The 25,813-nt window shown below is 60.7% G+C and carries 30 protein-coding genes and 1 tRNA gene; 14 read left to right on the top strand and 17 right to left on the bottom strand.

The genetic code is table 11. The features are described from left to right. The 4 genes from KYT97_RS29665 to KYT97_RS29650 all read right to left on the bottom strand — a co-directional run bounded on the left by KYT97_RS29665 (window position 1) and on the right by KYT97_RS29650 (window position 2,290). Window positions 1-462 (bottom strand): flavin reductase family protein, encoded by a 462-nt coding sequence (locus tag KYT97_RS29665; RefSeq protein ID WP_342393918.1) that lies wholly within the window; start codon window positions 460-462, stop codon window positions 1-3. A gap of 74 nt (window positions 463-536) precedes the next feature. Further along, window positions 537-830: a hypothetical protein gene (locus KYT97_RS29660; RefSeq protein ID WP_141486372.1), complete on the bottom strand. Its 294-nt coding sequence runs from the start codon at window positions 828-830 to the stop codon at window positions 537-539. A gap of 63 nt (window positions 831-893) precedes the next feature. Further along, window positions 894-1,076 carry a hypothetical protein gene (locus KYT97_RS29655; protein ID WP_141486371.1) on the bottom strand — a complete coding sequence of 61 codons (183 nt, stop codon included), beginning with the start codon at window positions 1,074-1,076 and terminating at the stop codon, window positions 894-896. A gap of 131 nt (window positions 1,077-1,207) precedes the next feature. Then, window positions 1,208-2,290 (bottom strand): iron-containing redox enzyme family protein, encoded by a 1,083-nt coding sequence (locus KYT97_RS29650; protein WP_219111460.1) that lies wholly within the window; start codon window positions 2,288-2,290, stop codon window positions 1,208-1,210. On the opposite strand from KYT97_RS29650, the gene KYT97_RS29645 reads away from it, so the two are divergent. After that, entirely contained in the window at window positions 2,291-2,512 is a 222-nt protein-coding gene (locus KYT97_RS29645; RefSeq protein WP_033234163.1) for a CDGSH iron-sulfur domain-containing protein, read from the top strand. It abuts the gene before it with no gap. 95 nt (window positions 2,513-2,607) lie between these two features. On the opposite strand, the gene KYT97_RS29640 is transcribed toward KYT97_RS29645, so the two are convergent. From KYT97_RS29640 to KYT97_RS29620, 5 genes are all read right to left on the bottom strand, one after another. After that, entirely contained in the window at window positions 2,608-2,763 is a 156-nt protein-coding gene (locus KYT97_RS29640) for a DUF6131 family protein (RefSeq protein ID WP_092806704.1), read from the bottom strand. A gap of 89 nt (window positions 2,764-2,852) precedes the next feature. Further along, window positions 2,853-3,050: a CsbD family protein gene (locus KYT97_RS29635; RefSeq protein WP_033234164.1), complete on the bottom strand. Its 198-nt coding sequence runs from the start codon at window positions 3,048-3,050 to the stop codon at window positions 2,853-2,855. 57 nt (window positions 3,051-3,107) lie between these two features. Then, window positions 3,108-3,371 carry a GlsB/YeaQ/YmgE family stress response membrane protein gene (locus tag KYT97_RS29630; protein ID WP_045069132.1) on the bottom strand — a complete coding sequence of 88 codons (264 nt, stop codon included), beginning with the start codon at window positions 3,369-3,371 and terminating at the stop codon, window positions 3,108-3,110. A 208-nt stretch (window positions 3,372-3,579) separates the two neighbouring features. Next, window positions 3,580-4,125 carry a Dps family protein gene (locus KYT97_RS29625; RefSeq protein ID WP_033234166.1) on the bottom strand — a complete coding sequence of 182 codons (546 nt, stop codon included), beginning with the start codon at window positions 4,123-4,125 and terminating at the stop codon, window positions 3,580-3,582. A gap of 73 nt (window positions 4,126-4,198) precedes the next feature. Then, window positions 4,199-4,342 carry a hypothetical protein gene (locus KYT97_RS29620; protein WP_165826319.1) on the bottom strand — a complete coding sequence of 48 codons (144 nt, stop codon included), beginning with the start codon at window positions 4,340-4,342 and terminating at the stop codon, window positions 4,199-4,201. A 367-nt stretch (window positions 4,343-4,709) separates the two neighbouring features. On the opposite strand from KYT97_RS29620, the gene KYT97_RS29615 reads away from it, so the two are divergent. After that, on the top strand, window positions 4,710-5,021 hold the full coding sequence (locus KYT97_RS29615; RefSeq protein ID WP_033234167.1) for a MerR family transcriptional regulator: 312 nt from the start codon (window positions 4,710-4,712) through the stop codon (window positions 5,019-5,021). On the opposite strand, the gene KYT97_RS29610 is transcribed toward KYT97_RS29615, so the two are convergent. Both KYT97_RS29610 and KYT97_RS29605 read right to left on the bottom strand, forming a co-directional pair. Then, window positions 5,012-5,431, bottom strand: coding sequence for a hypothetical protein (locus tag KYT97_RS29610; RefSeq protein WP_230590124.1), 420 nt, complete (start codon window positions 5,429-5,431; stop codon window positions 5,012-5,014). The two genes, KYT97_RS29615 and KYT97_RS29610, sit on opposite strands and share 10 nt — an antisense overlap. A gap of 173 nt (window positions 5,432-5,604) precedes the next feature. Beyond that, the gene (locus KYT97_RS29605) at window positions 5,605-6,684 is read right to left on the bottom strand and encodes a serine hydrolase domain-containing protein (protein ID WP_141486369.1); all 1,080 of its coding nucleotides are present in this window, start codon (window positions 6,682-6,684) and stop codon (window positions 5,605-5,607) included. A gap of 265 nt (window positions 6,685-6,949) precedes the next feature. On the opposite strand from KYT97_RS29605, the gene KYT97_RS29600 reads away from it, so the two are divergent. From KYT97_RS29600 to KYT97_RS29585, 4 genes are all read left to right on the top strand, one after another. After that, entirely contained in the window at window positions 6,950-7,474 is a 525-nt protein-coding gene (locus KYT97_RS29600; protein WP_219111459.1) for an NlpC/P60 family protein, read from the top strand. 63 nt (window positions 7,475-7,537) lie between these two features. Next, complete coding sequence (locus KYT97_RS29595; RefSeq protein ID WP_219111458.1) at window positions 7,538-8,215, top strand: response regulator transcription factor; 678 nt, start codon at window positions 7,538-7,540, stop codon at window positions 8,213-8,215. Continuing rightward, window positions 8,212-9,207 (top strand): HAMP domain-containing sensor histidine kinase, encoded by a 996-nt coding sequence (locus tag KYT97_RS29590; RefSeq protein ID WP_033234382.1) that lies wholly within the window; start codon window positions 8,212-8,214, stop codon window positions 9,205-9,207. Before KYT97_RS29595 ends, KYT97_RS29590 begins: the two co-directional genes overlap by 4 nt. A gap of 74 nt (window positions 9,208-9,281) precedes the next feature. Beyond that, window positions 9,282-10,739, top strand: a complete 1,458-nt coding sequence (locus tag KYT97_RS29585) for a DUF4153 domain-containing protein (RefSeq protein ID WP_095888412.1) — start codon at window positions 9,282-9,284, stop codon at window positions 10,737-10,739. A gap of 63 nt (window positions 10,740-10,802) precedes the next feature. Here KYT97_RS29585 and KYT97_RS29580 read toward each other — a convergent pair whose 3' ends face one another. Next, window positions 10,803-13,139, bottom strand: coding sequence for an arylsulfatase (locus KYT97_RS29580; RefSeq protein WP_219111457.1), 2,337 nt, complete (start codon window positions 13,137-13,139; stop codon window positions 10,803-10,805). Between the two features lie 204 nt (window positions 13,140-13,343). Here KYT97_RS29580 and KYT97_RS29575 point away from each other — a divergent pair, with 204 nt between their 5' ends. Both KYT97_RS29575 and KYT97_RS29570 read left to right on the top strand, forming a co-directional pair. Beyond that, the gene (locus KYT97_RS29575) at window positions 13,344-14,021 is read left to right on the top strand and encodes a TetR family transcriptional regulator (protein WP_033234383.1); all 678 of its coding nucleotides are present in this window, start codon (window positions 13,344-13,346) and stop codon (window positions 14,019-14,021) included. Window positions 14,022-14,041: 20 nt separating this feature from the next. Continuing rightward, window positions 14,042-14,959, top strand: a complete 918-nt coding sequence (locus tag KYT97_RS29570; protein ID WP_033234173.1) for a TauD/TfdA dioxygenase family protein — start codon at window positions 14,042-14,044, stop codon at window positions 14,957-14,959. A 1-nt stretch (window position 14,960) separates the two neighbouring features. Here the strand turns inward: KYT97_RS29570 and KYT97_RS29565 are convergent, their stop codons facing one another. The 4 genes from KYT97_RS29565 to KYT97_RS29550 all read right to left on the bottom strand — a co-directional run bounded on the left by KYT97_RS29565 (window position 14,961) and on the right by KYT97_RS29550 (window position 18,745). After that, window positions 14,961-15,923: a formylglycine-generating enzyme family protein gene (locus KYT97_RS29565; RefSeq protein WP_033234174.1), complete on the bottom strand. Its 963-nt coding sequence runs from the start codon at window positions 15,921-15,923 to the stop codon at window positions 14,961-14,963. A 197-nt stretch (window positions 15,924-16,120) separates the two neighbouring features. Further along, window positions 16,121-16,936, bottom strand: a complete 816-nt coding sequence (locus KYT97_RS29560) for a CPBP family intramembrane glutamic endopeptidase (protein ID WP_230590125.1) — start codon at window positions 16,934-16,936, stop codon at window positions 16,121-16,123. A 354-nt stretch (window positions 16,937-17,290) separates the two neighbouring features. Beyond that, window positions 17,291-17,363 (bottom strand) — tRNA-Arg (locus KYT97_RS29555). 197 nt (window positions 17,364-17,560) lie between these two features. Further along, the gene (locus tag KYT97_RS29550) at window positions 17,561-18,745 is read right to left on the bottom strand and encodes an ROK family protein (protein WP_033234175.1); all 1,185 of its coding nucleotides are present in this window, start codon (window positions 18,743-18,745) and stop codon (window positions 17,561-17,563) included. Between the two features lie 194 nt (window positions 18,746-18,939). Between KYT97_RS29550 and KYT97_RS29545 the strand changes: the two genes are divergently transcribed. The 4 genes from KYT97_RS29545 (at window position 18,940) to KYT97_RS29530 (ending at window position 22,491) form a co-directional block, all read left to right on the top strand. After that, window positions 18,940-19,182 carry a DUF3263 domain-containing protein gene (locus KYT97_RS29545; RefSeq protein WP_033234176.1) on the top strand — a complete coding sequence of 81 codons (243 nt, stop codon included), beginning with the start codon at window positions 18,940-18,942 and terminating at the stop codon, window positions 19,180-19,182. A 63-nt stretch (window positions 19,183-19,245) separates the two neighbouring features. After that, window positions 19,246-19,563, top strand: coding sequence for a WhiB family transcriptional regulator (locus tag KYT97_RS29540; protein WP_033234177.1), 318 nt, complete (start codon window positions 19,246-19,248; stop codon window positions 19,561-19,563). A gap of 23 nt (window positions 19,564-19,586) precedes the next feature. Beyond that, the gene (gene xylB, locus KYT97_RS29535) at window positions 19,587-20,984 is read left to right on the top strand and encodes a xylulokinase (RefSeq protein ID WP_033234178.1); all 1,398 of its coding nucleotides are present in this window, start codon (window positions 19,587-19,589) and stop codon (window positions 20,982-20,984) included. A 25-nt stretch (window positions 20,985-21,009) separates the two neighbouring features. Further along, window positions 21,010-22,491, top strand: coding sequence for an FGGY-family carbohydrate kinase (locus KYT97_RS29530; RefSeq protein WP_095888415.1), 1,482 nt, complete (start codon window positions 21,010-21,012; stop codon window positions 22,489-22,491). Between the two features lie 4 nt (window positions 22,492-22,495). Here KYT97_RS29530 and KYT97_RS29525 read toward each other — a convergent pair whose 3' ends face one another. Next, entirely contained in the window at window positions 22,496-23,212 is a 717-nt protein-coding gene (locus KYT97_RS29525; RefSeq protein ID WP_092806722.1) for an HAD family hydrolase, read from the bottom strand. 144 nt (window positions 23,213-23,356) lie between these two features. Between KYT97_RS29525 and cycA the strand changes: the two genes are divergently transcribed. Together cycA and KYT97_RS29515 are read left to right on the top strand one after the other, a co-directional pair. Then, on the top strand, window positions 23,357-24,820 hold the full coding sequence (cycA, locus tag KYT97_RS29520; RefSeq protein ID WP_033234181.1) for a D-serine/D-alanine/glycine transporter: 1,464 nt from the start codon (window positions 23,357-23,359) through the stop codon (window positions 24,818-24,820). 122 nt (window positions 24,821-24,942) lie between these two features. Next, on the top strand, window positions 24,943-25,731 hold the full coding sequence (locus KYT97_RS29515) for a M23 family metallopeptidase (RefSeq protein WP_033234182.1): 789 nt from the start codon (window positions 24,943-24,945) through the stop codon (window positions 25,729-25,731). The last annotated feature ends 82 nt before the right edge of the window (window positions 25,732-25,813 follow it).

The raw sequence follows: 25,813 nt of genomic DNA, 5'->3' as shown, positions 1-25,813 counted from the left end.
CTATTCGTGTCCTGGCTCGAGGTCGCGGACGTCGGTGTAGGTGACAACCGTACCGAGATCGCGAGGTGCAGAGCCTGATTCGGGATCCAGGAGGAAACCTACGTGGTCTCCGAGAGGGATGCGGTCGATAATGCGTCCGCTGAACCAGGCGGAGGACTCATCGAGTATCGGGAGTTCATGGGGGCCAGGATGCCAGGCGCAACGCGCGAACTTGTCGATATCGTCGCCGGTGGATCCCCCGAACAACGTTGCCAATTCGATGTGATCCCTCGGGATGACGTGGACAGCAAGAAATTCCGTCGTCAATGCTGTGTGGAACGTGTGGTTCTTGTTCGACAGTCCAACGAGAAAACGCGGAGGAGCGATACTGACCTGAGATGCAAAACCGACCAGACATCCGGACCGCTGGTTACCCTCGCCGGTGGTGACGACAAACATCGGGTAGTCGAGTTCGCCGACCAGTGTGTCGAATGCGCTTGTGCCGTTGTCGTCAGAGTTGCCGGGTGCTCCTCGAGTCCCGTTGGGGCGTTTGCCGATCAATGACCTTCCTGATGCGTGAGGTTATGGCCTTCGAGGCGCTTGACGCGTCGTCGCTCGAGAAGGACGGCGGCTACGCCCAGCACGAGGGACACAGCGCACACTGCGCCGGCGATCAATGCCCATCCCTGAAACCCGTAGCCTAGTGCCACCAAGGTTAATCCGAGCGTGGCGAGCGCAAGCCCGATGAGAAGGTACCCGGGGTAGTTCCGTCCGTCGGCGATCCCTTCGCCTACGTGAGATCGATTGGTATGTGCGTCGTCGACGGGTAGGTCGCCGTTTGTTTCAGCCACTGTGTTCTCCGTTCTCGGAAGTCAACCCCGAAGGCATTTCGGTGTGTATATATGTGTTGCGCTCTACCCGTTGTGCGGATCGGTCGCTGGTCCGTGTGTTGTTGCGCCGCCTTCGCCGGACCAGGGTTGGCCGCCTGACGGATCGGATTGGACGTCGCTATCCGCATTTTCGGAACCTGAATCGGTTGTGACGGTTTCGACATCATCAGGTGAAACGTCGCCTGAGTTTTCTTGTTTGCCGGTCATCATGCCTCCTGGGTTCATCTCGACGGGAAGTCGAGGGAGCCACCTACCGATCGCACCAGAAAAAGCTAATCTGCATCCGTGGAAACAGATAATATCATGTAAGCGTTCAAATTCTGAGGTTGCCGGGCCGCTTACCGGGGTGAACTGCCCAGTGAAGTCTCACCCCGGTCCCAGCAACCGGTGATGTGTTCGGCCAGCAGGTCGTCGAACGCCAAACATGAAGCGGCGCCGAACAGAATGTCGCTCCGCATGGTGGGGTCTTGCTCCGCTAGCTTGCCGGCGAGATCGCGGACTGCGATCTGTTCGTGAACGGAGTCGGCTTCTACATGCTCGTCGTAGAACAGTGTTGCCCGCGAGCTGAAACCTAGGCGACGCAGCCCGGCGCTGTAGTTCTTGCTGGGAAGCGACGACGTGGTTTCCACTGCGCACAGATGGCCGATCAACGCCCCGAGCAGCCGACGATGAAATCCGAAGAGCGAGAGCACATTGAGGCTCGCAAGGGTCACTGCCGGAACGACGTCGAGATAGTGTGCGTACCGATCCGACAGTCCGAGTTCGCGCATGGTGTTGGCAAAGAGGGTGGAGTGCATCCTCTCCAATCGCCCGCCGCCGTACTCGTCGGCTTGGACTTCCACCAGCGCGGCTTTCGGGGCTCCGGCCAGACGCGGAATTCCCAACGTGTGAACATCGGATTCTCGTAGCTGGTTGAGCGAACGGTGGATGAGTACCTCTTCGAACTGTTCGGCACTGGCGTCTGTCGCCATGAACTTGGACATGCTCGGCCCGGTCGACGGCGCGGTCATCGCCCATAATTGTGAGACGACGTCCCCGGCGTCGAGAGGTTGGGCTTCAAGATTTCGGGATGCGACGATCGAACGGACTGCTGCCTCGAACGACGACTCCAGCGCGGCCCGTCCTGCGAGAAGATCGAGGTTCCATTCCCATTCGTCAGACACTCCGGCGAGTCCCTGAAGGTGTAGTTCGTACAGCAGCGTCAGCGACAGTTGTGCGTCGTCGTCGAACACGATCGATGTACCATCGTGCTCTCCGGCCGCACTCCGAGCGGCGGCGGTGAAGGCAGCAGGGTTAGCGTCGGATCCAGACAACAGTGCAATCAGCAGTTCGCTGACCTGTCCTCGCGCGGAGGGGATCGGCATGCGAGTGCCGGTTGCCAGTGCTTGCGATGGTGTTAGATCAATCCGTGTGGAGGACATATGAACTCCGATTCCGATCCTGGGGGCGACGATTCCGCTGTCACGATCACTGTATGCCCAGACGGGCCACTACTGGTTCGAGGTCCGGCGACGCTGGTCGACGCCGACGGCAACCCGATCAGCCGTGAACGTGCAACGGTGGCGCTGTGTCGTTGCGGTGGCACAGCGATACCTCCCTTCTGCGACGGTACCCACAAAAAGAGAAAAGTTCGACGTTCCTGAGTGGCTGAACCCGGTTTTACGGCAAACGCCCGGCGGGGCGTTTGCCGATCGGGAGTGATCGGCGAACGCGCCACCGGGCAGGTTAACGGGGTGGATCAATACCAGACTTTCCGGCCGCCCACCGCGCGACCCGTAGCGCCGAGGAGCGACAAGACTGCGCCGACGACCACCAAAATGATGCCGACCGTAGTCAGAATGCTGATTGACGTGAAGTAGCCGACCAGTGCCAAGATAATGCCGAGAACAATCATGGTGAATCCTCATCTCCGATGCGTAGGAAGTTGCCGTGATTTACGGACTTCCGCTATCTGTTCACTGGCGGCGGCACCAGTGCATCCGCTCAGTTGGTGAACTTGTTCTTGATATCGCTTGCAGCATCCGAGATATCGTCACCGACCTGTTTGGTCTTGCCTGAGACCTGATCCTTGGCGCCCTCGGCGGCAAGATCGTCGTTGTCGGTCTTGTGTCCGACCTTCTCCTTTGCCTCGCCGATGAGTTCCTCGGCCTTGTGCTTTGCCTTGTCGATGAAATCAGCCATGGTTATCGTGATCCTTTCGGGTAGAGATTGATTCGAGTCGTTCTGGATCTGGGAAATTCACCGTCGGCCGGTGACGGCCTTGACCAGGAAGAGCAAGATCACCGCGCCGAGTACACACGTGAAGAAGCTGAATATCAGGCCACCACCGTTGACGTCGACACCGAACAATTTGAGAAGGAATCCGCCGATCAGACCGCCGATAATGCCGACGACGATGTTCAGCACGATTCCCATGGAGGCATCGGTTTTCATGATCTTGCTGCCGATCCAGCCGGCGAGTCCGCCGATGATGATCCAACCGATGATGCCGAGTCCGAGCACAGTGAGTCTCCTTGTGACAAGTGGATTCCAAGTGACAGTGGGATTCCGAGATTGGGGATTCCACGATTGAGGTCATCTTGGACCTTTAAAAAAACTGAGGTCAGAGGGAAGTGATAGCTACAGCCCCGAGCAGTGTTCCCACTACTATCGATCCGGCCAACAGTCGTTGCTGCAGTTGGAATATCCGAAGTTCGCGTTTTGTCACGGTTCAGGCTTTACGGGCCTTGTCGGCGGCGTCGAGTTCCGTCGAACTTCCCTCGTGCACAAGGTTTCCGCCTGAGTTCTCCAGATGAGCTCGGACGAACCATTGGAACTTCTCCAGCTGCGCTGTTTGACCGATCAGCATGTCTTCGGTGATGGGATCGATCTTTCCGACCGAGTCGATCGCGGCCCGGGAATCGGTGATGACGCCGGTGTACACGAGGTCCAACGCGGCGAGGTGTGCGCGAGCGTCGTCACGTCCGACTGAATAGTCGTCCCACGAGCGGTCGGCTTCGATAGCGCCGGCGGTTCCCTTCGGGGAGTTCCCGAGTGCGGCGATGCGTTCGGCAACGTCGTCCGCGTAACCACGGACCAAATCGACTTGGGGATCGATCATTTCGTGTACGCCGATGAAATTAGGGCCTACGACATTCCAGTGAATGTGCTTGAGGGTCAGGTGTAGATCGTTGTACGCGCTCAGGCGTTCCTGCAGAACTGCGGCTACGCGCGCGCCGTCGTCGGTGCTCAGTCCCGGGATCGTGAATGTAGACATGTATCTTCCTCTCGTCAGAGTGCCGAGCTGTGTGCTGCTGCGGCACAAATACTTTCGGATCGTGTCTGTCGATTCAATTGATGCTTCCGGCCAGGTCCTCTGTTATCGGATCCCCGAACATCATGGCGATTCGCAGTTTGAGTTCCGGCGTGGCCAAGGTCGAGCTACCGGAGTTGATCTCGCCGCTCGGTGCGGACGGGATGTCGATCGTCGTCATCTTGCTCCTGCGGTCTAGGGGTGTAAGTAGTGAGAATCGGGCGATCCGCTTCTCGTCAGCGCCGTGTTCTGCGCCTCTCAACACCCAAATCTGTCTGCAATTTGATACGCATGTTCTCGTCAGGACGTACTAAAATCTATACCAGTCGACGCAGATAATTAGCAACCCCAGAACGAGTGGATCGACTCCAGTCTGAATCAGTCAGGTGATGAAATGGCCGCCCTGTACAGGCGAAATGCCGAAAGTCCTGAATTTGAAAAAATCTTCGGCCCCGATCGCCGATATGAAATCTATGCTCCCGCGAACAGATTCGTTGCCTGGAAGTGCTAAAGTCGTGGAATCGCCGATTGGGTCGAGGAGGCTTGCAGTGACATTAGAGCCACACACGCGCTCACGGCGTGGCGTTTACGGCATCTCGGTGATGTCGGAGTTATCCGGAGTCGGGCCGCAGACGTTGAGACTGTACGAGCGACGAGGACTCCTGACCCCCACACGCACGGGTGGTGGAACTCGCCGGTACAGCGAATCAGATCTGGAGACATTGCGTCGCATCACCGCGTTGATCGACGACGGCGTCAATTTGGTCGGAGTGAGATTGATTCTCTCGCTCGAGGCCGAAAATTCAACTCTTGCGGCGAGGATCGCTCAGTTGAGTGAATCTGCTGACGGTCAGGCCTGATCGCCGCGTGAGTCGGCGTCGGTCGCTTCAGTGCGGTTGTTATCGACGTCAGTCGCTTCAGTGCGGCTGATATCCCCGAAGTCTGCATCGGCAACGATCTTGTTTCCGCCGGCTTCGAGGGACGCGAGGGCGGAATCGAAGGCGTCGATGAGCCACTGGTTTGTTGCTTCGGTGAGCAATTCATCCGGCGCGCCGTCGATATCGGCCTGGAAGAAGCGAACCAACCAGGTTCCACTGATACCGGGTTCGTTCGACAAACCGTGAGGAGTGTTTGTGGCAACGACGTAGCGGTTGTACTCGAGATCTACCCGAATGGCGTACGCGTCGTCCAGATGCACGATGTTCGCCGGTCGCTGCGTGGCTGCTGCCAGCGCGATCAGCGCATCGTTGTAAATTTCCGCGTACTTCACAGTGAGTGGAATGGTCGGCCTATCTGTTCGACGTAGCCATGCAGCACAGCATGGCAAGGATAAAGACGGTTCAACGCCCATACCAGGCACGGAACTGAAATTCATCCTATCCCAGACGCCTGTCGGCAGATTCCGGCGGTATCGGGCGCGCCCAACGACCGGCCGGCAGCTGTTCAGGGGCACAGCGCGTGAGAGAGCATGGCCACTATGTCCGGTTGTTCCTTCGGCGTCGAGGTCAGCGTCACGGTGTATGCGCGATCTTCCGTTGCACCGGACAGTGTGTAGTAGCCGTAGATTCCACCGCTGTGTCCGATGTAGGTAACCCCGCAGGGCAGTTCGGTGGATCCGACTCCCAAGCCGTAGCCCAGGCCTTCGGCTTCGGTGGCACCGGCGTGTGGGGTGGTCATCTCGGTGAGTTCGTTCTCCGGCACGATTCTGCCGCTCAACAAGGCCCGCCAGAAGGTGTTGAGATCCTTGCCGGTAGACACCAGGGCACCTGCTGACCAGGGGATGGACGGTTCGATCCGGGAGACATCGGTGCGCCCGCCGGGTAGATCGGCATATCCGGTCATGTGCTCACCTCGGATGTCTCGTTCACCCGGTGGTGGGAGATAGGTGTCCTCGAGTTCCAGTGGTTCCAGAATCCGAGTGCGCAGCTCGTCCGCGTAGCTTCGGCCGGTCACAGCTTCTACGAGCATCCCGAGAACTATGTAGTTGGTGTTGGTGTAGCGAAAAGCTGATCCGGGCTCGAACTGCGCGGGCTTGCTCAAAGCGATGGCCACAGCGTCGGCTGGCGTGAGCGTGCGATTTTCGTTCGCAGCCACCCATTCGTCGGCGTTGGGTTCGCCGGCGAACTCGGCTAACCCGCTGCGATGTTGCAGTAGGTGACGGACGGTGATGGTGTCGCCCGGCACAAGTCCTGGGAGGTAGCGCTGGACCGGTGCATCGAGGCCTACCTTGTCCTGCGCAACCAGTTGCAGCACGAGTGCTGCGGTGAATGTTTTTGTCACGCCGGCGATCCGGACTCGGTAGCGAGGGCCGATCGAATCGCCATTCGTCTGGTGAGGGACACCGCTGGTCAGAACCGTAGTGGTCGAGTTGTCGTCGAGCGTGGCAATCGAGCCGACTGCGCCCGATTTCGTGAGCGAATCCAGATCCGATTGAACCTCGACGGTTCGTTGGAGCGTCGCGCATCCGACAAGTGCCATCGAGGTCGCAACTACGGCAATGGTGGCCAAGACGTGTGAGCGCATGAGTCGAATCTAAGGATCTTTCGGCTCTCGGGAATCCAGGAAATCCCGGATCTTTCCCCTGATCTTTCTCGGGCGCCAAGGACTGGGCTGTCTGGGACTGGGCGGGGACAAAGGGCCTCATTCTGCATAGGGTTGCCGATTCTTGTCCGAATTGCCCGAGATGATCGTTAGCATCCGAAGGCCACATGCTCATTTCAGATCCGACCAGTTCAACGCTATTTCGGTGCGATGGCCGCACCGCAGTACCTCAACGAAGGACGGTTGCATGAGGAAGTCGACACTGCGCAGGGGAACGGTTGCAGCCCTGCTGACCGGAAGCGTTCTGGTCCTGACTGCAGCGCCCGCTCTCGCGGAACCGGGAAGCGCCGGTAGTACCGGCAGTACCGGGTCACTGGGCAGTATGGGCAGTATCAGCAGCGGATCTGCGGCCCTTCCGATCCCCAGTCCCGCAGGTTTGATCGCTTTGGCGGCGGCCACCACCCAAACCGGAAAGCCGTACCAATGGGGTGGCGTCGGACCGAACTCGTGGGATTGCTCCGGGCTGGTGCAATGGGCGTTCCGGCAGGCCGGCGTGAATCTACCGCGGACCAGCCAAGAGCAAGCCCGTGTGGGACAAGCGGTTCCGCGCTGGGCACTAGTTCCCGGCGACGTCATCACGTTCTATCCCGGCGCAACGCACGTCGGAATCTACGCGGGCTTCGGAATGGTCTTCAACGCGTACGGCGTCGGAGTTCCCACGGGTCTGACCCCCTTGTCTGATCTCCCGATCAACAACATTCGACGGTTCTAATCTGCACAAAACCTTCACAAGTCCTCCCAGGTTCATCCACGTCGGGCTAATACAGTCAGTTCCATGAGTCAGCGAAAAGTGCTCGTGGTCGACGACGAAGTCAGCATCTGCGAATCGATTGCCGCGCGTCTGCGCGCCGAGGGATTCGACGTGGAGATGGCATTCGACGGACCCAGTGCTGTCGCGCGGTGCGCCGAGATCAGCCCGGACCTGGTGGTTCTCGACGTGATGATGCCTGGATTCGACGGCCTCGAAGTGTGTCGTCGAATCCAGGCCGTACGAGCTGTGCCCGTGCTGATGCTCACGGCGCGCGCCGACGAAACCGACATGGTGATCGGTTTGGGTGTCGGTGCTGACGACTACCTCAGCAAGCCGTTCAGCATGCGGGTGCTGGTTGCGCGGGTACAGGCGCTGCTCCGGCGTGCTGGTCGTCCCTCGCAGCCGCTATCCGATCTCTTGGAGTTCGGTGACGTCGTGATCGACCTGACCGAGCGTCGGGTGCGCCGCGACACGCAAGAAATACACCTGACGCGGACCGAATTCGATCTGATCGTGTATCTGGCAGAGCGACCAAGAGCCGCGATTCCCCGCGAGTCGCTGCTCGAGGAGATCTGGGGATGGGGCGAGGGGGCGGGGAGTCGCACCGTCGACTCTCACGTCAAGGCGCTACGACGCAAACTGGGGTCCTCGGTGATCCGAACCGTTCATGGCGTCGGCTACGCGTGGGACGTGCCGCGATGAGCGTCGTCGACCGGCTATTTGCGCGGTGGCCACGACCGCTCGACCCGATGCGGTCCTTCAAGGTGAAGGTCGGGTTGTTGGTTGTCGCCGCATTGTTGTTCGCTTCCGGTGGTTTCTGGCTGACATCGCAACAACCGTTTCGATTCGCGCTGTTGACGGCATTGTTTGTTGCCCTGGGTGTTACGCAGGTGCTCGCACACGGAATGACGTCACCACTTCGCGAGATGACGGCAGCGGCCAAGGCTATGGCGCGTGGCGACTATTCCCGTCGAGTGCGGGCGACATCGCGCGACGAAGTGGGCGAACTTGCAACGGCATTCAATCGAATGGCCGAGGATTTGGGTGCCGACGACAGGTATCGCCGCGAGCTGATCGGCAACGTGTCGCATGAGTTACGCACGCCGATCACCGCTTTGCAGGCGATGCTCGAGAACATTGTCGACGGTGTGCAGGATCCGAATCCGGAGACGATGCGTTCGGCTCTCGCTCAAACAGAACGTCTCGGTGCTCTGGTGGACGATCTGCTTGATCTCTCGAAACTCGAGGGTGGTGCAATGCCGTTGAATCCCAAGATGTTCGAGATGAAGCCGTTCCTGGACGAATTGATGTCGCAGCGTAGGGGAGGCGTCGTCATCGATGTGAGCCCTGCTTCGCTGAGCATCTCGGCCGATCCGGATCGCCTGCATCAGGTCGTGACCAACCTGCTGGACAACGCAGTTCGCCACGGCGGCAACGACGTACACGCAGTGATTCGCGTGCGCAGAGATACTGCGCACGCCGTCGTGATCGATGTCCATGACGACGGCCCGGGGATCGAGCCGGCTGCACGCTCCGAGGTCTTCGACCGATTCATCCGAGGGGGTTCCACGGACGGTGGCACCGGCCTTGGGCTTGCCATCGCGAAGTGGGCCGTCGAATTACATGGCGGCACCATTGCCGTTGTTGATGCGCACGCTGGGTGCTGTATTCGAGTGGTACTGCCGCAGAACTGAATTAACCGATTATCGACGGCGCGCCCCAAACGGGGTCCGCGCCTGATTTGCCGATCCTGAAAGTAGGTCTGATAATGACTGCTCCGGTTGCTGTTGCACCAAAACCCAGTGCGCCTGCCCCACTGGTGCCACGCGTATGGCGTCGAGATCGGACGTCCATTCCTACGCGTCCGATGCTGATCGGATCGGCAGTGGTGGGTGTTCTTGCCGCCCTGATCCTCGATGTCGACACCATCGGGGTTGCCTACGCGATCGTGTTTGTCGGTGTCACGGTAGTTGTCGGGCTCCTCACGCCGCCACGGTTGACTCCGATTCAATGGGGAGCCTGCGCCGGCGCACTTGCGCTGTTCGGTGTGGCTGCGGTCCGCGGTGCGGGATGGCTTGTCTTTGTGTGCCTGGTGGCAGCGTGGGTTGTGTTCACCTGGGCGTTGATCGGTGGCCGGACGTGGACAGGCATCGCGTTGGGAACGATCATGCCGTGGCGCGCTCCACTACGGGTGATGCGCTTTGCCCGGCGGAGAAACGCGAGACCCGGCGCAGCGCTGCGAGTGCCGGCCGTTCGTGTGGTGGCCGTAGGTGCCGTCAGCGTCGCAATGCTCCTGATCTTCGGATCTCTTTTTGCCAGTGCGGATCCGGAATTCGCGAAGTTCTTCGACGGCGCCGCTCCCTCGATTCGAGTCGATGAAACAATCGCTCACCTGTTGATCGGGGTATTGGTGGCTTTCGGGACGCTCACGGCTGTGTATCTACGGCGCCGAACGCCTGACGTCGACGCGCTTGCTCCCATGCCGGCGTCGCCTCTGCCATTGTGGGAGTGGGTGGTGCCGCTCGCGATGCTGAACGTGCTGTTCTTGGGATTTGTTGCGGTGCAACTCAAGACGCTGTTCGGCGGCGACAAACACGTCCAGGTCACGGACGGTCTGACGTATGCTGACTATGCGCGTCAAGGATTCTGGCAGCTGATGATGGTGACGGTGCTGACGTTGTTGGTGATCGCGGTTGCGGTTCGGCGTGTAGATCGCGATGATCGCCGATCGAGGGCACTGGCCCGGGGGCTGCTGGGCGCGCTGTGCACGTTCAGCCTTGTCATTGTGGCGTCGGCCGTTCATCGAATGTGGTTGTACGAGAACCAGTACGGATTCACGAGGCTGCGAGTGAGCGTCTTTGCCGTCGAACTGCTGCTCGGGCTGGTCTTTGTCTTGCTGATCATCGCGGGAGTGCGGATGTCGGGCGCGTGGCTGCCGACGGCTGTACTCGCCATGGCCACTGTGGGCTTGCTGGGCTTTGCGTTCTTCAACCCTGATGCGTACATCGCGGAGAAGAACGTCGAGCGGTTCGAGCAGGGGAAGAGCATCGACGTGAACTATCTGAGCACGCTTTCGGTCGATGCCGTTCCTGCACTTGATCGACTGCCGGAGCCGCAGCGCAGTGATTCGCTGTGGTACCTGAAACAGGAACTGCGCGGATCCGAAGATTCGTGGTGGGAGTTCAACAGTGCGCGCAAGCAGGCCAGGGAGATCCTGTTCGGATAGCCGCGCGCCGATTGTGCAGCCGCAGAGGTAGTTACCCCTGCGGCTGCACAATTGCCCTGCGGCCTAGTGCACGGCCAGCGAAATCTTCTCGCGCTCCTGCGCGGACACAACATCACGCGTCGGAAGCAAGTCGATGGTCACGCTGTTGAGTTTGCCGCCGTAGCGGAACGTGCCCTTCTCCGCGAATTCCTCGGAAACCGGGCTGCCACGGTTGATTCCGATATCCAGCTGCTCGTTCATGCTGAAGATCGCCCGGGTGGTCTTGTCGACCCTGCCCTCCGCGACAACCTCGCCGTCGACGCGCACCGTCGCGAGACCGCCTTTGCCGATACCACCGCCGTCGTAGTCGAAATTGACCGAAACTTCCTTGACGTCGGGGGACAGGGGCTTCTCGGCGCGCACGAAGGTACGGCCACCACCGCTGAAGTTGTAGCAGTACACGGGGACGGAATCGATGATGTACAGAGCGAATCCGCCGAACCGGCCACCGAGGCTGACAAGCATGCCGTCGGCGACGCTGCCCAGGTTGGCGGTCAATGCGTACGAGCGGTTGAAGAAGTTGGGTGCTGCCTTCTCGACCAGCCCGTTCATGTGCGGGTACAGCGTCAGCGATTTGCGGCCCATCATGGGATGCGGCGGACGTGATTCCGGTGTCGAATGCCGTCCGACGGTACGGTCGTCGAGAGGCAGCACCTGGTACTTGGCGGCCTCGACCAGGAACTTTTCCTTGAGTCGCGCGAGGATCTCGGGATGTTCGTCCGCGAGGTCACGGGCCTGCGACCAATCGACCGTCGTGTCGTACAACTCCCACTTGTCGTCGCTCAGCGACGTCAGTTCCAGTCCGTGCGTTGCCATCAGCCACGGGGCACGGTGCGCGGTGACTGCGGTCCAACCGTGATCGTAGATGCCGCGGTTTCCGAAGATCTCGAAATACTGTGTGGTGTGCCGCTCGTCGGCCGCTGGATCATCGAAGGTGTAGTTCATCGCTACACCTTCCATCGGTTTCTGCGTTACACCGTCGACGCTTGTCGGGGCCGGGATGCCGGCAGCTTCGAGGATCGTCGGGGTGATGTCGACGCAATGGTGCCACTGTTCACGGATTCCGGGATTCTCGATTCCCTTGGGCCAGTGCGCGATCAAGCCGTTGCGGGTTCCACCGTAGTGAGAGGCAACCTGCTTGGCCCACTGGTACGGGGTGTCGAGCGCTAGTGCCCAGGCAGCCGGGTAGTGCGGATAGCTGGTTTCGGTACCCAGTTCGTCGTACCGGGCGAGCACGTCTGCGGTCGCGGTCTTGTAGCCGTTGAGCCCGGCGAGGTAGTTGAACGAACCCTCCATGCCGCCTTCGGCCGAGGCTCCGTTGTCACCCATCATGTAGAGGACGAGGGTGTTGTCCAGAACGCCCATGTCCTGCAGGCGATCCACCAGTCGCCCGACCTCGTCGTCGGTGTGCTCGAGGAACGCGGCGTACAACTCCATGAGCCGGGCCGAGACCTTCTTCTGGTCGTCATCGAGCTCATCCCAGTGTGGAACGCCCGGTGCCCACGGAGCCAGGACGGTATCTGGCCCGACGACGCCCAGTTCCTTCTGCTTTTCGAGAGTGATCTCTCGCTGGCGATCCCATCCGTGATCGAATTCGCCGACGTACTTGTTCAGGTAACTGTCCGGAACCTGAAGGGGCGCATGGCACGCGCCGAAGGGGAGGTAGCAGAACCACGGCTTGTCCGGGTCCATGGTGTTGACGCCCTCGACCCACTCGATTGCGTGATCGACCAGATCCTCGGAGAGGTGATAGCCCTCCTGCGGTGTCTTGGGCAGGTCCACCATCGTGAAGTCCTCGTAGAGAACCGGTGTGAACTGGTCGGACTCGGCGCCCAGAAAGCCGTAGAATTTGTCGAACCCTTCGCGTACCGGCCAACGATCGAACGGCCCCGCCGCTGTGGTCTCCCAGGTCGGAGTCTGGTGCATCTTGCCGAAAGCGCCCGTAGCGTAACCATTTCCCTGCAAAATGCGAGCAACGGTGGCCGCCGAGGCCGGCCGGGTTCCGTTGTATCCGGGTGCGGCGTTTGCCATCTCGGAGATGACACCCATGCCGACGCTGTGATGATTGCGGCCTGTCAGAGTGGCAGCTCGGGTTGGTGAACACAGTGCGGCCGTGTGGAATCGGCTGTACTTGACGCCGGTGTCTGCCAGGCGTTCAGCCGTCGGGGTACGGCACGGGCCACCAAAAGCGGAGGGGGCGCCGAATCCGACATCGTCGATCATGACGAGCAGAACGTTGGGTGCCCCGGCCGGCGGGCGAATCGGCTCTGGCCGGGTGAATGGCACTTTCTGGTCTCGGTAGTCGACGGATGCGGCGACGTTCGGCGTCTCGGGGATGATCGGGATGGAATGACGATTCACAAGCGGGCTCCTGGCTGTATCGAGGCCGAGAATTAAGTAGATGACTTAATCTGCAGCGTAACTCCCGATGTCGCATTCAATGGCAAGTTCTCGTTGAGTGGGATTCGATCCCCGCTGTGCGCCTTTGTTAACCCCCGGCGGTTAATAAAGGCGGACGGCAATTAGGGTTGCAGTTTTAAGGCACTGACTTATATGCTCCATCTCATGCCCAGCTCGTCAGATGCCAAGAGTGCAATGATCGCCGTCGCAGAACGCATGTTTGCCGAACGTGGCATTCACGAGGTGTCGATGCGCGATGTCGCGGCAGCAGCGGGGCAACGCAACAACTCTGCGGTTCAGTATCACTTCGGTGGTCGGGACGGCTTGGTGCTGGCCGTGTTCCGGTATCGGATGGGTCAGATCAACATTGCGCGTCTGACGTACCTCGACGACATCGACTCGAGTGGGCGTACGGATACGGTTCGAGCTTTGGTCGAGGCGTTCATTTACCCTCTTGCAGATTTCCTTGCCACTGCCGACGGATCGAACTATGCGCGGTTCATCGCCAGGGTCTCGCCCTCGGTCGATACACAAAGTGTCGAGTTCCGTGAGGTCAGCGAGGCGAACAACGAAGTTGTCTCGCGGCTGACACGGGCACTGAACCACCTCTCGCGTCGTGTCGCTGTCGAGCGGATCGACCTGATGTCCAACATGACCGTCGCCGCGCTTGCTGTTTTCGAGCAGCGGCGTGAAGAGGGAAATCCCGTGGTGAAGGCGGATTTCGACACAACTGTCGACCATCTGGTCGACCTCATGGTTGCGGCACTGCTGGCTCCGCAGAGTGAGCACACACGAACCCGAAGCAAGATCGCGCAGTCCACTGACGCGCGAGTCAACACGTAAATCGAAACGGAGCTATTTTCATGGCTGCACTCACGTCGTCTCGTACAGTTCAAATCGGCAATCACACAATCGAATTCGGACCTCGCGGGATGCGTCGTAATCCCGAAGGTGTCGAGTCGATGCCGTACGAGCGTTTCACTCTCACCCCGGTCACACCGTTCATCGGCGCTGAGATCAGCAACATCGATCTGCGTGATCCGTCGGCCGAGCAGATCGACGACGTTCGTCGTGCATTGCTCGAATGGAAGGTTGTGTTCTTCCGCGACCAGAACATCTCGAGTCTCAATCACCGTGACTTTGCCAGCAATTGGGGCGAACTCGAAGTTCACCCACTGCTCCCACAGGGTGAAGTTCCGGCCGTGGTTCGATTCGAACGCGGCGAGGACAGCCCAGGCACCGAAAACATCTGGCACGTCGACGTGACCTGGACGAAGACACCGCCGCTAGGCTCTGTCCTGCGTGCGATCGATGTTCCGCCGGCCGGTGGCGACACCCTGTGGGCCGACATGGGCAACGCGTTCGATTGCCTTCCTGACGAGGTCAAGGAGCTGATCGACGGACGCGAGGCGGTCCACGACTTCGTTCCGTCCTTCGGCCGCAGCATGTCGCCCGAAAAGCTCGAGAAGATGAAGGAGCAGTACCCGCCGGTCCTGCATCCGATGGTGCGCAAGCACCCCGAGACGGGCCGCAAAACGCTGTTTGTGAACAGCCTCTTCACCACGCATATTCCGGACATGGATCCGCAGGAAGGCAACGACCTGCTCAACCTGCTGTTCGCGCAGGTCAAGGTTCCGGATTTCCAGTGCCGTTTCAAGTGGGCAGCTAATTCCATTGCGTTCTGGGATAACCGGGCAACGCAGCACTACGCGGCCAGTGACTATTTCCCGCATCGACGGATCATGGAGCGCGTCGCGATTCTCGGCGACGCACCCTTCTGATCTACTCCTGCGGAATTCGCACGACGCACCGGAAGCCGACGTGGCAGGTCGAGGACTCTTCGGACTCGCTCTGCCGCGCGGCCGGCCGGTAGCGCAGGCAGTAGTTGGGTGCACACAGATGTGACCCACCTTTGATAACTCGCAGCGGATAGGATTCTCCCGCAACGGTTTCCGTTGCAAGCTCGGCGCGCGGATTGCGAGGGATGCAGCACGAGGTGGCCGGTGCCAGATTCTTGGTGCTGTGGGCGTGGTCGGACGTGTAGTGATCCGCTGTCCATTCCCAGACGTTGCCGGCCATATCGAGGAGGCCGTAGCCATTTGGGCGGAATTTTCCAACGGGAGCGGTGCGTTCGTAGCCGTCTTCGAGCAGGTTCTCCCACGGGAACTGGCCTTGCCACACGTTGCCACCGGGCTTTCCGCCAGGAGAGTCCTCGTCGCCCCACACGTAAGCCTTGCGATCGAGGCCACCGCGCGCCGCGTACTCCCACTCCGCTTCGGTGGGAAGTTCCTTGCCGGCCCACTGGGCATATGCCTGCGCGTCGAAGTACGACACGTGTGTCACGGGATGTTTCTCGCGACCACCGACATTGCTGCTCGGGCCTTCCGGGTGCCGCCAATCCGCGCCGGGTGTGAAGGTCCACCACTGGGTGTAGTCGTCCAAGGAGACCGGTCCTGGCGGTGAGTGGAAGACCAGAGAACCAGGCACCAGCAGTGCCGGGTCGGCATCGGGGTAGTCGGCCGGATCGGGCGCGACCTCCGCCGTCGTGACATGTCCTGTTGCTTTGACGAATCGTCGGAACTCGGCCACGGTGACGGCCGTCGTATCCATCCAGAAACTGTCGACGCTCACCTGGTGAACGGGGCGTTCTTCCGGGTAGAAGTCCTCGGAACCCATCCAGAAGGTTCCGCCCGGGATCAAAGACATGTTCTTCGGGGGAGTACTCATGGCGGCTGAGGGCGTCATGGTTTCAGCATGACATGCGGCCCGGAATGGGTGAAACGAGAATCCCATCTGGTGCCCTCGTCAGGATTTGAACCTGCGACCCTTCCTGTCGCGGGTTCAAAATTGAATGCAGGCAGTTTAGGCGGCGAGGGAGACGGACAACTCGCGCTGGAGCGAATCGGTATGGATCCGGTGCGCCGCGTCAGGGAAGGATCTGTCTAGGTGCTGGATGCGATCGTCTGATTGTCGGTGGGTTGTGAAGGTTCGATCTTGTGCCGTTTGACGAGTAGGACAATGGCGATGATGGGGTAGGCCAGGATTGGCGCGAAGGCGCCCACGTACGACGTTTGGTCCAACAGGATGATGCTGCCGCTGATGAGAGCAAAGTCGAAAAGTCCGTGGAGTACGGAGTTCAGGGCGTTACTGCCCGAAACTCGGCGTGTGAGGTAGAAGAAGTATCCAGCGAGGCTGACAATGATTGCTTGTGGGACAGCGGAAGCGCCGTGTCCGAAGACGTTGGAGAGGTGGACGGCGCCGAAGATGAGACTGGACCACAGGGCTACCTGGCCTTCGCGGAGTCCGTGGTTGCGCAGCATGGTCACTCCGATGCCGCGGAACATTCCTTCTTCGCCCCAGCCGACGAATTGCGTGGCAATTAGTAGGACAAGGACAAACAGCCAGCCTTTCTCTGCGAGTGCGCTGTAGTCGATGCCCACGAGGATCGCGACGAGCAGGATGGCAGGAACGACCCACACCCAGCGGTTCACCGGTCGGTCATCCTTGAGCACTGGACGCCACCAACCCAGAGCTGCGATGACGCCGTAGGTAAAGATGAGGGCGAGTCCCAAGGGGATCACCATCGTGAAGATGACTCCACGGGTGGTTAGTGTGTCGTCCTCGTTGCTCCAACCCGCGATGAGGCGGCCGCCGAACTGAATAATTGCCAGGTACGCGATGACGATCACTGCGAAGGCGACGTACGAGAGTTGACGCCCGGAGATGCGAGGCTGACCCTCGTACTTGTGTATGTCCACTGCCCAATGTTAGAGCGCAGATTGATTTGACGCGGGCTGACCCGCTCGGCAGGTCACGCCAGATTCGCCCCTTGTTGATCCGCCCAGAATTGCTCGTTATGCCGCGCCGGTAAGGCTGCCACGACCGAAAAGCCCCATCTCTCTGGCGCGGGATGGGGCTTTTTGTCGTGCAGTCCGAACTACTCGTCCACTCTGGCGACCGCAGGGAGGAACGCTCGAATGATCCCGTAGTTTGCCCGGAATTTCGATCCATCGCGAATGATCAGTTCGCGTCGTTTCAACTCGTTGAGATCTCGGGTTAGGCGGAGTTGCAGGTCGCGCACATGTTATGACCTGGATGAAAGGGCATAAATGTGCCCTCGGCAGGATTCGAACCTGCGACCCTTCCTTTAGGAGAGGAATGCTCTATCCCCTGAGCTACGAGGGCGGGGAGCTCATCCGTAAAGCATGAAAACCCTGTTGTACTGCGGTTTTCGCTTGCCGGTTGGGCTGGTGCCGCTACTTGACCGGTTGGCGCGGGGCCTTGGGCGTCGTAGCTGCGGTAGTCAGTGTAGCGGCACAACCCATACCGCGCGAAGCCGACAGGTGCCTGAAGTATTGGACCTGCTCGGGCGGCGCTGAACCTCAGCGGGCGGCGTCGGCAATCTTCAGGTCGATTTCCCGCGGACTGAGGAGATTGTCGAGTACCAGGACTGCGCAGCCGAGGATTCCCGATTGTGCTCCGTGGCTGACGGACACGATGTGCAGTGAGCGTGTGGCGAGTGCAGTTGCGTTGCCGTAGACCGATTCTCGAAGTCCGGCTAGGAAGAGTTCGTCGGCTTCGGCCATGTCGCCGCCGATGACAAGCACTTCCGGGTTGAGGAGATTGACGGCGCCGGAGATCACGTCACCGATGAGGCGGCCGCTGGTACGGATCAGCCGGCGTGCTTCGCCGTCGCCGTCGAGGGCCAGCCGAACGACGTCGCGGACGTGGCCGACGTCCCGGCCCTGGGCTTCGAGTGCATGCACGAGAGCCCAACCGCTGGCGACGGTTTCGACGCAACCCACGTCACCGCAGCGGCATTGGATGTCCTTGGCGGCAGCGGTTTTGGTGTGCCCGATCTCGCCGGCGGCGCCGAGTGAACCCCGTTGCAGTACACCGCCGAGAACGATGCCCGCGCCAAGGCCGGTTGAGGCTTTGATCATGAGTAGATTCGGTGCGCTTTCACGCCTTTCGCTGAGTTCCGCGAGTGCCATGACGTTGGCGTCGTTGTCGGCGAACAACGGCGCGTCTGTGACCGATGCAAGGTAGGGAGCAAGGGCAACACCGTCCCAGCCCGACATCATCGGTGAATCGAGACTGGCTCCGGCTGCGACGTCGACCGTCCCGGGGATGCTGAGCCCGACTCCGATGACTTCGGAAGGCGGGCGGCCGATTCGGGCCAGCAATGACGTCAGGTGATCGGCGATCTCAGGCATCAGTTCGTCGGGCCCGACGCCCACCGATTTGTCGATGTCTTCCGCGGTGAGGATGGCGCCGGACAGGTCTGTGACGGCCAATTGCGCACGCGAGCGGCCGATCGCGACAACCAGCACCAATCCAGCGGACTTGTCGAACGTCAAGGTGGCAGGCGGACGGCCACCTGTCGATGGGCCTTCGTCGTCGTCCGCGATCAGGCCGATCGACTGCAGCGCGCTTACCCGGGCAGACACCGCGGTCCGGGAAAGTCCCGTGAGTTTCCCGATTTCGCTTCGTGTGGTCGCGGAACCTGCGCGGATCAGCGAGAACACCTCGCCGGCTGTGGCGGGAGTGATGGGCGGTCGGGTCATACCTTCTATTCAAGCATTCTCTCAGCGTTACTTCAGGATGCAAAAGATTTATTACTTTAGTCTTTTGGAGACGTAAGTAGGTATTGTGAAAAAGCAGAAGTGGGCATAGGCTGTGTCTTGACTCACTGGGCACCGCGTTCTCGGGTGGGTCGCAGTACGAGGTCAGAGGGCGCACGAACCTAGGGGAGAACCCGATGAGTCGCACCGACACGCAGAACGAGATTGTCGACTTCGCGCGTAAATGGCAGAAGTTCGACGGCGGACCGGACGAGGACATCTTTGTCACCTTCGGTCTGGAGCCCCACGAGTACTTCCGGAGATTGAAGAACATCCTCGACAACGGCAACGCCGCACTGGATCCCCCTGTGGCGAGCGAACTCGCAACGGTGTGTGCGCACCGGTTGCGTCAGCGAGACGTCGAGTTGATCGGCCAGTAGGCCACCCACATCCTTCTTCATTGCTGAATCAAGTCCACAGAATCAAGAATTGAGGTCGCCATCATGCACAAGCACCTTCCGATGCCGAATCCGACAACTGAAGTGTGGGACTGGCAGATGCAAGGAGCGTGCCGCGGGCACGACTCGGCCGTGTACTTCCACCCCGACGGTGAGCGTGGGCATGCCCGCGAGAACCGCGAACTCAACGCAAAGAAGATCTGCTCCAGCTGCCCGGTTCTTCAGCAGTGCCGCGAACATGCGCTGGCTGTTCACGAGCCTTACGGCATCTGGGGTGGAATGACGGAGACCGAACGCGCAGAATATGTGCGATCGCTGCGTAAGCGCAGCAACCGAATGCCCGCGGTCGCAGTCGCGAGCTGAAGGTCCTTCAGAGAGGACGCGCTGTGACGCTCGTAGCCGGTATCGATTCCTCGACTCAGTCGTGCAAGGTCATTGTCCGTGATGCCGATTCGGGTGAATTGGTCCGGGAGGGACGCGCGACGCATCCTGCAGGCACCGAGATCGACCCGGCGCGGTGGTTGGAGGCCATGGACAGTGCGATTGCTGCTGCGGGTGGACTGAACGACGTCGCCGCGGTGTCTGTGGGCGCGCAGCAACACGGCATGGTGTGTCTGGACGGCGACGGCGATGTAGTGCGACCGGCGTTGCTGTGGAACGACACTCGTTCCGCGCAGGCTGCGAGCGAACTTGTCGACGAGCTGGGCGGTCCACAGGCGTGGGCCGACGCCGTGGGCGTTGTGCCGGTAGCCGCAATCACCGCGAGCAAGCTGCGCTGGCTGGCGGATCACGAACCCGGCAATGCGGATCGTACTGCAGCAGTGTGTCTTCCACACGATTGGCTGTCCTGGAAATTGGGCGGCGCCGTCTCGCTCGACGCGCTGGCCACCGACGCTGGTGACGCGAGTGGAACGGGGTACTTCGCGGCCGCGACGCGTGAGTACCGGATGGACCTGCTGTCGCTGGCTTTCCGAGATCGAACACCACAGGTTCCCCGGGTTGCGGCGCCGAACGAGAAGATCGGTATCACTCGATCCGGCGCGGTCATCGGCCCCGGAACTGGTGACAATGCCGCAGCCGCACTGGGTTTGGGGGCGATTCCCGGTGACGTGGTCATTTCGATCGGAACGTCCGGTGTCGTGTCTGCAGTTTCGGCCACGCCGACGCACGATTCGAGTGGCAATGTTGCCGGTTTTGCCGACGCCACCGGACTGCACCTGCCGCTTGTGTGCACACTCAACGGCGCCCGGATTCTCGACGCGACCGCGTCCATTCTCGGCGTCGATCACGACGAACTGTCTCGTTTGGCATTGTCCGCCCCGCTCGGGAGTGACGGCCTGGTGATGATTCCGTACTTCGAGGGTGAACGAACCCCCAACCGTCCCGACGCGACCGGGGCTATGCACGGGTTTCGGCTCCAAAATTCGACGCCGGCGCATTTCGCGCGCGCCGCAGTCGAAGGGCTCCTGTGCGGCTTGGCCGACGGCGTCGACGATTTGGTTCGTCAAGGCGTCGAGGTGAAGCGCGTTCTCCTCGTAGGAGGCGGAGCGAAGTCTCGCGCTCTCTGTGAGATTGCGCCGGCAATTCTCGGAGTCCCGGTTGTGATACCCGATCCTGGTGAATATGTTGCGGAAGGCGCATGCAGGCAAGCTGCCTGGACGCTGCTCGGCGGCGAGCGTCCACCGGTATGGACAAAACCGGAGGAGAGGCGCTTCGAGGCTGCACCGGCGCCGCAGGTTCGGGAACGTTACGCATCGCTGCGCGAGCTCACCGAGGGTGTGTAGAGGCCAACTCAGCTAGGGTTCTTTCGTGGACTTGTTGGTAGGCATGGACATGGGAACGGCCAGCAGCAAAGGGGTTTTGGTCACCCCGGACGGCGTGGTCCTGGCAACCGAGCAGATCGACCATCAGATCTCGATGCCCAGGCCCGGGTGGGCCGAGGTGGACGCCGAGAAGATGTGGTGGTCCGAGGTGTGTTCGATCTCCAAACGTCTTGTGGCACAAGTTCCCAGATCTGCCAACGTTGCAGGTGTCTGTGTCAGCGGTGTCGGCCCGGCACTTGTGTTGTGCGACAGTGAACTTCGACCCCTTCGTCCGGCCATTCTGTACGGAATCGACAGTCGAGCATCCGCAGAAGTGGCCTCGCTGACCGAATTATTCGGCGAAAAGGCAATACTCGATTGTGGTGGCAAACTTCTCTCGAGTCAGGCCGTCGGGCCGAAGATCGAGTGGGTGCGCATCCATGAACCGGAGATTTTTGCCGCGGCGACTCGGTGGTACGGGTCGAATTCGTACATCGCCGCAAAGCTGACCGGTGAGTACATCCAGGATCATCACACGGCCAGTCAGTGTGATCCGCTCTATTCGGTCCGAGACTTCAGCTGGAAATCCGATTGGCTGGATCGTGTTCTCGGCCATCTCGAGTGCCCTCGATTGGTGTGGCCGAGCGATGTTGTCGGATTGGTACATGCTGATGCGTCCGAGCAGACCGGACTGCCCGTCGGGACGCCCGTTGTCGCGGGAACGGTCGACGCATTCTCCGAGGGATTCAGTGTGGGCGCCCGTCATCCCGGTGATCTCATGTTGATGTACGGATCAACGATGTTCCTGGTTCAGATACTCGAGAAGTTTCAGAGCAATCCGGCACTGTGGACAACCGCGGGCGTTCAGAAGGACACCTTGGCACTTGCTGCCGGAACATCCACTGCCGGAAGTCTGATCGAGTGGCTTCACAAGCTCACCGGCGATGCACCATTCGAGCAGTTGCTCGCCGAGGCCGCGGCCGTGCCCGCCGGCGCCGAAGGGCTGTTGATCCTGCCGTACTTCGCCGGCGAACGTACTCCCGTGTTCGACCCCAAAGCCAGAGGCGTCGTTGCCGGACTGTCATTGCGACACGGCCGGGGGCATCTGTTTCGGGCCACCTATGAAGGTATTGCCTTCGGAATCCGCCAGATACTCGAAATGTTCGGTGACACAGATGAACCCGTCCGGCGCACGATCGCGGTGGGAGGTGGCGTCAAGAGTCGCGTCTGGACACAGGCGATCAGCGACATCACCGGACACACGCAGTTGGTTCCGACTCAGACCATCGGCGCCAGCTACGGCGACGCTCTGTTGGCTGCGATCGGTACCGGACTTGTTGCGCCGGATACCGATTGGACGACTCTGTCGCACGAAGTAGTGCCGAACGCAGCCAACCGGGCGATGTACGAGGATTTGTATCAAACGTGGTTGACGCTGTATCCGTCGACGCGGGAACAGATCCACGCTCTCGCCCAGTTCGACTGCTGATCGCTCAGATCAGCCCGAACTTCCGCACCGCGTCGAGTAGCGCGTGCGGACGTTCGGACGTCGGGAGTGGATCGACGAGAGCGAACTGGCACCCGATATCGCGTGCGGCACCGTCGGCGACATCACTGTCTCCGATCATCAAGGTCTGGGCGGCGTCCACGTCGAGTTGCGCAAGTGCGTGCTCGAATATGGCAGGTTCGGGCTTGACCGCACCCACCTCGAAGGACAACACGAACTCGTCGACCCACACGTCCCAGCCGCGGTCGACAAACGCCGGGCGGATGTCGAAGGCGATGTTGCTCAAGACTGCGGTGCGAATGCCCTTCTCCGACAGTGACTTCAGTACCTCGCCGGTATCCGGGTACGGAGTCCACCGATCCGGGTCCACGAGCAACCCGTACAGCGCTTCGGCGCGACCGAGATCTGGCATGCCGGACTTGCTCAACACGTCGAGGTAAGCCTGACGGTGCAGCTTCGGATCCCGGTCACGGTTCTCCCACGCGTACAGTCCCGCTTCGTCCATCTCGACGGTTCGCCCGACCGGAGCGGTCATCCGGCGCATCAGCTCGGTTTGAGCGTGCACGTCCATCGGCACGCCGGCGTGATCGACAAAATGTTCGGCCCAGTCGGAATCTTCCTCGAGCCGGAAGAGCGTCCCCGAGAAGTCGAACAATGTTGCGGCGATATGCCCGTTTCGGGAGTCGGTGCTGTCAGTGTTCACCGACCAAGGTTATCGGCGCAGGGTTTCCGATGCGCATTATGCGGCGGGGCGCGCGTACTTTGGGAGGGCACATTTTCCGAAGTTCGTGTCGAAGGGCAGTGTTCGTCGCTCTCGGCCCGCGCCGAATGACCAGGGGGATTCTCCGTGTCCGACCACGTGAACCACGTTGACCGAAGCAAATCGGCGGGTGACGACCCCCACTTGTCGCGTCAGCTGTCCAATCGTCACATCCAGCTGATCGCGATCGGCGGCGCCATCGGCACCGGCCTGTTCATGGGTTCGGGCAAGACGATCTCGCTGGCCGGGCCGTCGGTGATCTTCGTGTACATGATCATCGGCTTCATGCTCTTCTTCGTCATGCGGGCGATGGGGGAGTTGCTGCTCTCCAATATGTCGTACAAGTCGTTCTCCGACTTCGCTGCTGATCTCCTGGGGCCGTGGGCGGGATTCTTCACCGGCTGGACGTATTGGTTCTGCTGGATCGTCACCGGCATCGCGGACGTGATCGCGATCTCGGGCTACTTCAAGTACTGGTGGCCGGGGTTGGCCGCGTGGATTCCGGCGCTGCTGACCATCGCTGCATTGCTCCTTCTCAATCTGCCGACGGTGAAGGCATTCGGTGAAACCGAGTTCTGGTTCGCGCTGATCAAGATCATCGCCATCGTCAGCTTGATCATCGTCGGCATCGTGATGGTCGTCTCCGGGTTCACCGCGCCCAACGGCGCCACCTCCGGCGTCGACAATCTCTGGAACGACGGCGGTATGTTCCCGACCGGCTTCATGGGGTTTGTCGCGGGCTTCCAGATCGCAGTGTTTGCGTTTGTGGGTATCGAATTGGTGGGTACGACGGCGGCCGAGGCCAAGGATCCGGAGAAGAACCTCCCGAAGGCCATCAACTCCATCCCCATTCGTGTGCTGCTGTTCTACGTGGTCGCACTGACCGTCATCATCTGTGTGACGCCGTGGCGTGAGATCCAAGCGGACAAGAGTCCGTTCGTCGCGATGTTCACGCTCGCCGGCTTGGGTATCGCCGCGTCGGTCATCAACTTCGTGGTGCTGACGTCGGCGGCATCGTCGGCGAACTCGGGCATCTACTCGACCTCACGCATGGTGTTCGGCCTGGCTCAGGAGGGCGACGCACCGAAGGCCCTCGGCAAGCTGAACTCGCGCAAGGTCCCCGCGAATGCCCTGATGTTCTCGTGCATCTTCCTGCTCGCGTCGTTGATCCTGCTGTTCTCCGGTGACTCGGTGATCGAGGCATTCACCGTTGTGACCACAATCTCCGCACTGCTCTTCATGTTCGTGTGGACGATCATCCTGGCGAGCTACTTGGTGTACCGGAAGCGTCGCCCGCACCTGCACGAGGCGTCGAAGTTCAAGATGCCAGGCGGCATCGTGATGTGCTGGGTTGTGCTGGCTTTCTTCGTGTTCATCTTGTGGGCACTGACCACCAAGGACGACACGCTGCAGGCGCTGCTCGTCACCCCGATCTGGTTTGTCGCACTCGGAATCGCGTGGGCGATTATTCGTCGCCGGCCCGCGCACCGCGCGCGATACGAGGCATTCCGGGCAGAACTGGATGCGAGTCGACAGACGGACGAAAAATAGTTTGGTCAAGAACGTGTAACGGTGGCGGTTTCCTTGATCAAACTGTTACATTCGTCGGCAAGACAGAGGAGCGGGCTTCGTTCGAGGACTGCTGCAAGCCGACGACTGACAGGGTAAAAACTGTGGGAGACCACCACCGCACGGACAATTCCATTGCTGCATTCGAGATCGATCCAGACGCAGCGAGTGGACGTCACCGCGTTCCGTCGGCTGGCCCGGGCGCAGGCGTCAAGGCTGGTGTTGTAGCTGCAGCCACGGGCGCACTGCTCGTCGGCGCAGGTCAGATGGGTGCAGGCACCGCAGCGGCAGCCCCGGCCACCCAGAACATCGCCGGATTCGAGATTCCGCAGGGATTGCTTCCCGAGGGCATCGAGATCCCAGCCGAGCTGTCGAATCTTGGGCTCCCGCCGGCGGCGGGCATCGAGGTTCCCGAACTTCCCGACCTCGTGGCACAGGTGAACGCACAGGTGCAGCAGTTCACCGGCTCGTTCAACCCGGTTTCGTCGAACAGCGGCACCGTTCAGCCTGTTTCCGGAACGCTCACCTCCACGTTCGGTAACCGTTGGGGCGCGCACCACGGCGGTCTGGACATCGCGGCCCCGATCGGAACTCCGGTTCTCGCGGCTGCGTCCGGTCAGGTCATCGACGCCGGTCCGGCCTCGGGCTTCGGTCTCTGGGTGCGCATCCAGCACGACGACGGCGCAGTCACCACATACGGACACGTCAACGACTACCAGGTTGCAGTGGGCCAGCGCGTAGCCGCCGGCCAGCAGATCGCTACCGTCGGTAACCGCGGCCAGTCCACCGGCCCGCACCTGCACTTCGAGGTTGCGGAAAACGGCGCCAAGGTTGATCCGGCCATCTGGCTGAAGGCGCGCGGCGTGGCAGTGACCTGGGTGGACAACTCGTAGGGAAAATCTTTTGCGGACCTGCAGGGCATCGGAGTTAATTCCGGTGCCCTGCAGTCTTTTCATGCTCGGTTCGGGTTGTGGT

The organism is Rhodococcus globerulus, assembly GCF_019334125.1.
GTDB lineage: Bacteria > Actinomycetota > Actinomycetes > Mycobacteriales > Mycobacteriaceae > Rhodococcus_F > Rhodococcus_F globerula.
This window is presented reverse-complemented; position numbering and strand designations above follow the sequence as displayed.

Coding starts and splice junctions, on each gene's coding strand:
- KYT97_RS29655 (WP_141486371.1), bottom strand. CDS start 1,076: ATGACCGGCAAACAAGAAAACTCAGGCGACGTTTCACCTGATGATGTC.
- KYT97_RS29650 (WP_219111460.1), bottom strand. CDS start 2,290: ATGTCCTCCACACGGATTGATCTAACACCATCGCAAGCACTGGCAACC.
- KYT97_RS29645 (WP_033234163.1), top strand. CDS start 2,291: ATGAACTCCGATTCCGATCCTGGGGGCGACGATTCCGCTGTCACGATC.
- KYT97_RS29640 (WP_092806704.1), bottom strand. CDS start 2,763: ATGATTGTTCTCGGCATTATCTTGGCACTGGTCGGCTACTTCACGTCA.
- KYT97_RS29635 (WP_033234164.1), bottom strand. CDS start 3,050: ATGGCTGATTTCATCGACAAGGCAAAGCACAAGGCCGAGGAACTCATC.
- KYT97_RS29625 (WP_033234166.1), bottom strand. CDS start 4,125: ATGTCTACATTCACGATCCCGGGACTGAGCACCGACGACGGCGCGCGC.
- KYT97_RS29620 (WP_165826319.1), bottom strand. CDS start 4,342: ATGACGACGATCGACATCCCGTCCGCACCGAGCGGCGAGATCAACTCC.
- KYT97_RS29605 (WP_141486369.1), bottom strand. CDS start 6,684: ATGCGCTCACACGTCTTGGCCACCATTGCCGTAGTTGCGACCTCGATG.
- KYT97_RS29600 (WP_219111459.1), top strand. CDS start 6,950: ATGAGGAAGTCGACACTGCGCAGGGGAACGGTTGCAGCCCTGCTGACC.
- KYT97_RS29595 (WP_219111458.1), top strand. CDS start 7,538: ATGAGTCAGCGAAAAGTGCTCGTGGTCGACGACGAAGTCAGCATCTGC.
- KYT97_RS29590 (WP_033234382.1), top strand. CDS start 8,212: ATGAGCGTCGTCGACCGGCTATTTGCGCGGTGGCCACGACCGCTCGAC.
- KYT97_RS29585 (WP_095888412.1), top strand. CDS start 9,282: ATGACTGCTCCGGTTGCTGTTGCACCAAAACCCAGTGCGCCTGCCCCA.
- KYT97_RS29575 (WP_033234383.1), top strand. CDS start 13,344: ATGCCCAGCTCGTCAGATGCCAAGAGTGCAATGATCGCCGTCGCAGAA.
- KYT97_RS29570 (WP_033234173.1), top strand. CDS start 14,042: ATGGCTGCACTCACGTCGTCTCGTACAGTTCAAATCGGCAATCACACA.
- KYT97_RS29565 (WP_033234174.1), bottom strand. CDS start 15,923: ATGACGCCCTCAGCCGCCATGAGTACTCCCCCGAAGAACATGTCTTTG.
- KYT97_RS29550 (WP_033234175.1), bottom strand. CDS start 18,745: ATGACCCGACCGCCCATCACTCCCGCCACAGCCGGCGAGGTGTTCTCG.
- KYT97_RS29545 (WP_033234176.1), top strand. CDS start 18,940: ATGAGTCGCACCGACACGCAGAACGAGATTGTCGACTTCGCGCGTAAA.
- KYT97_RS29540 (WP_033234177.1), top strand. CDS start 19,246: ATGCACAAGCACCTTCCGATGCCGAATCCGACAACTGAAGTGTGGGAC.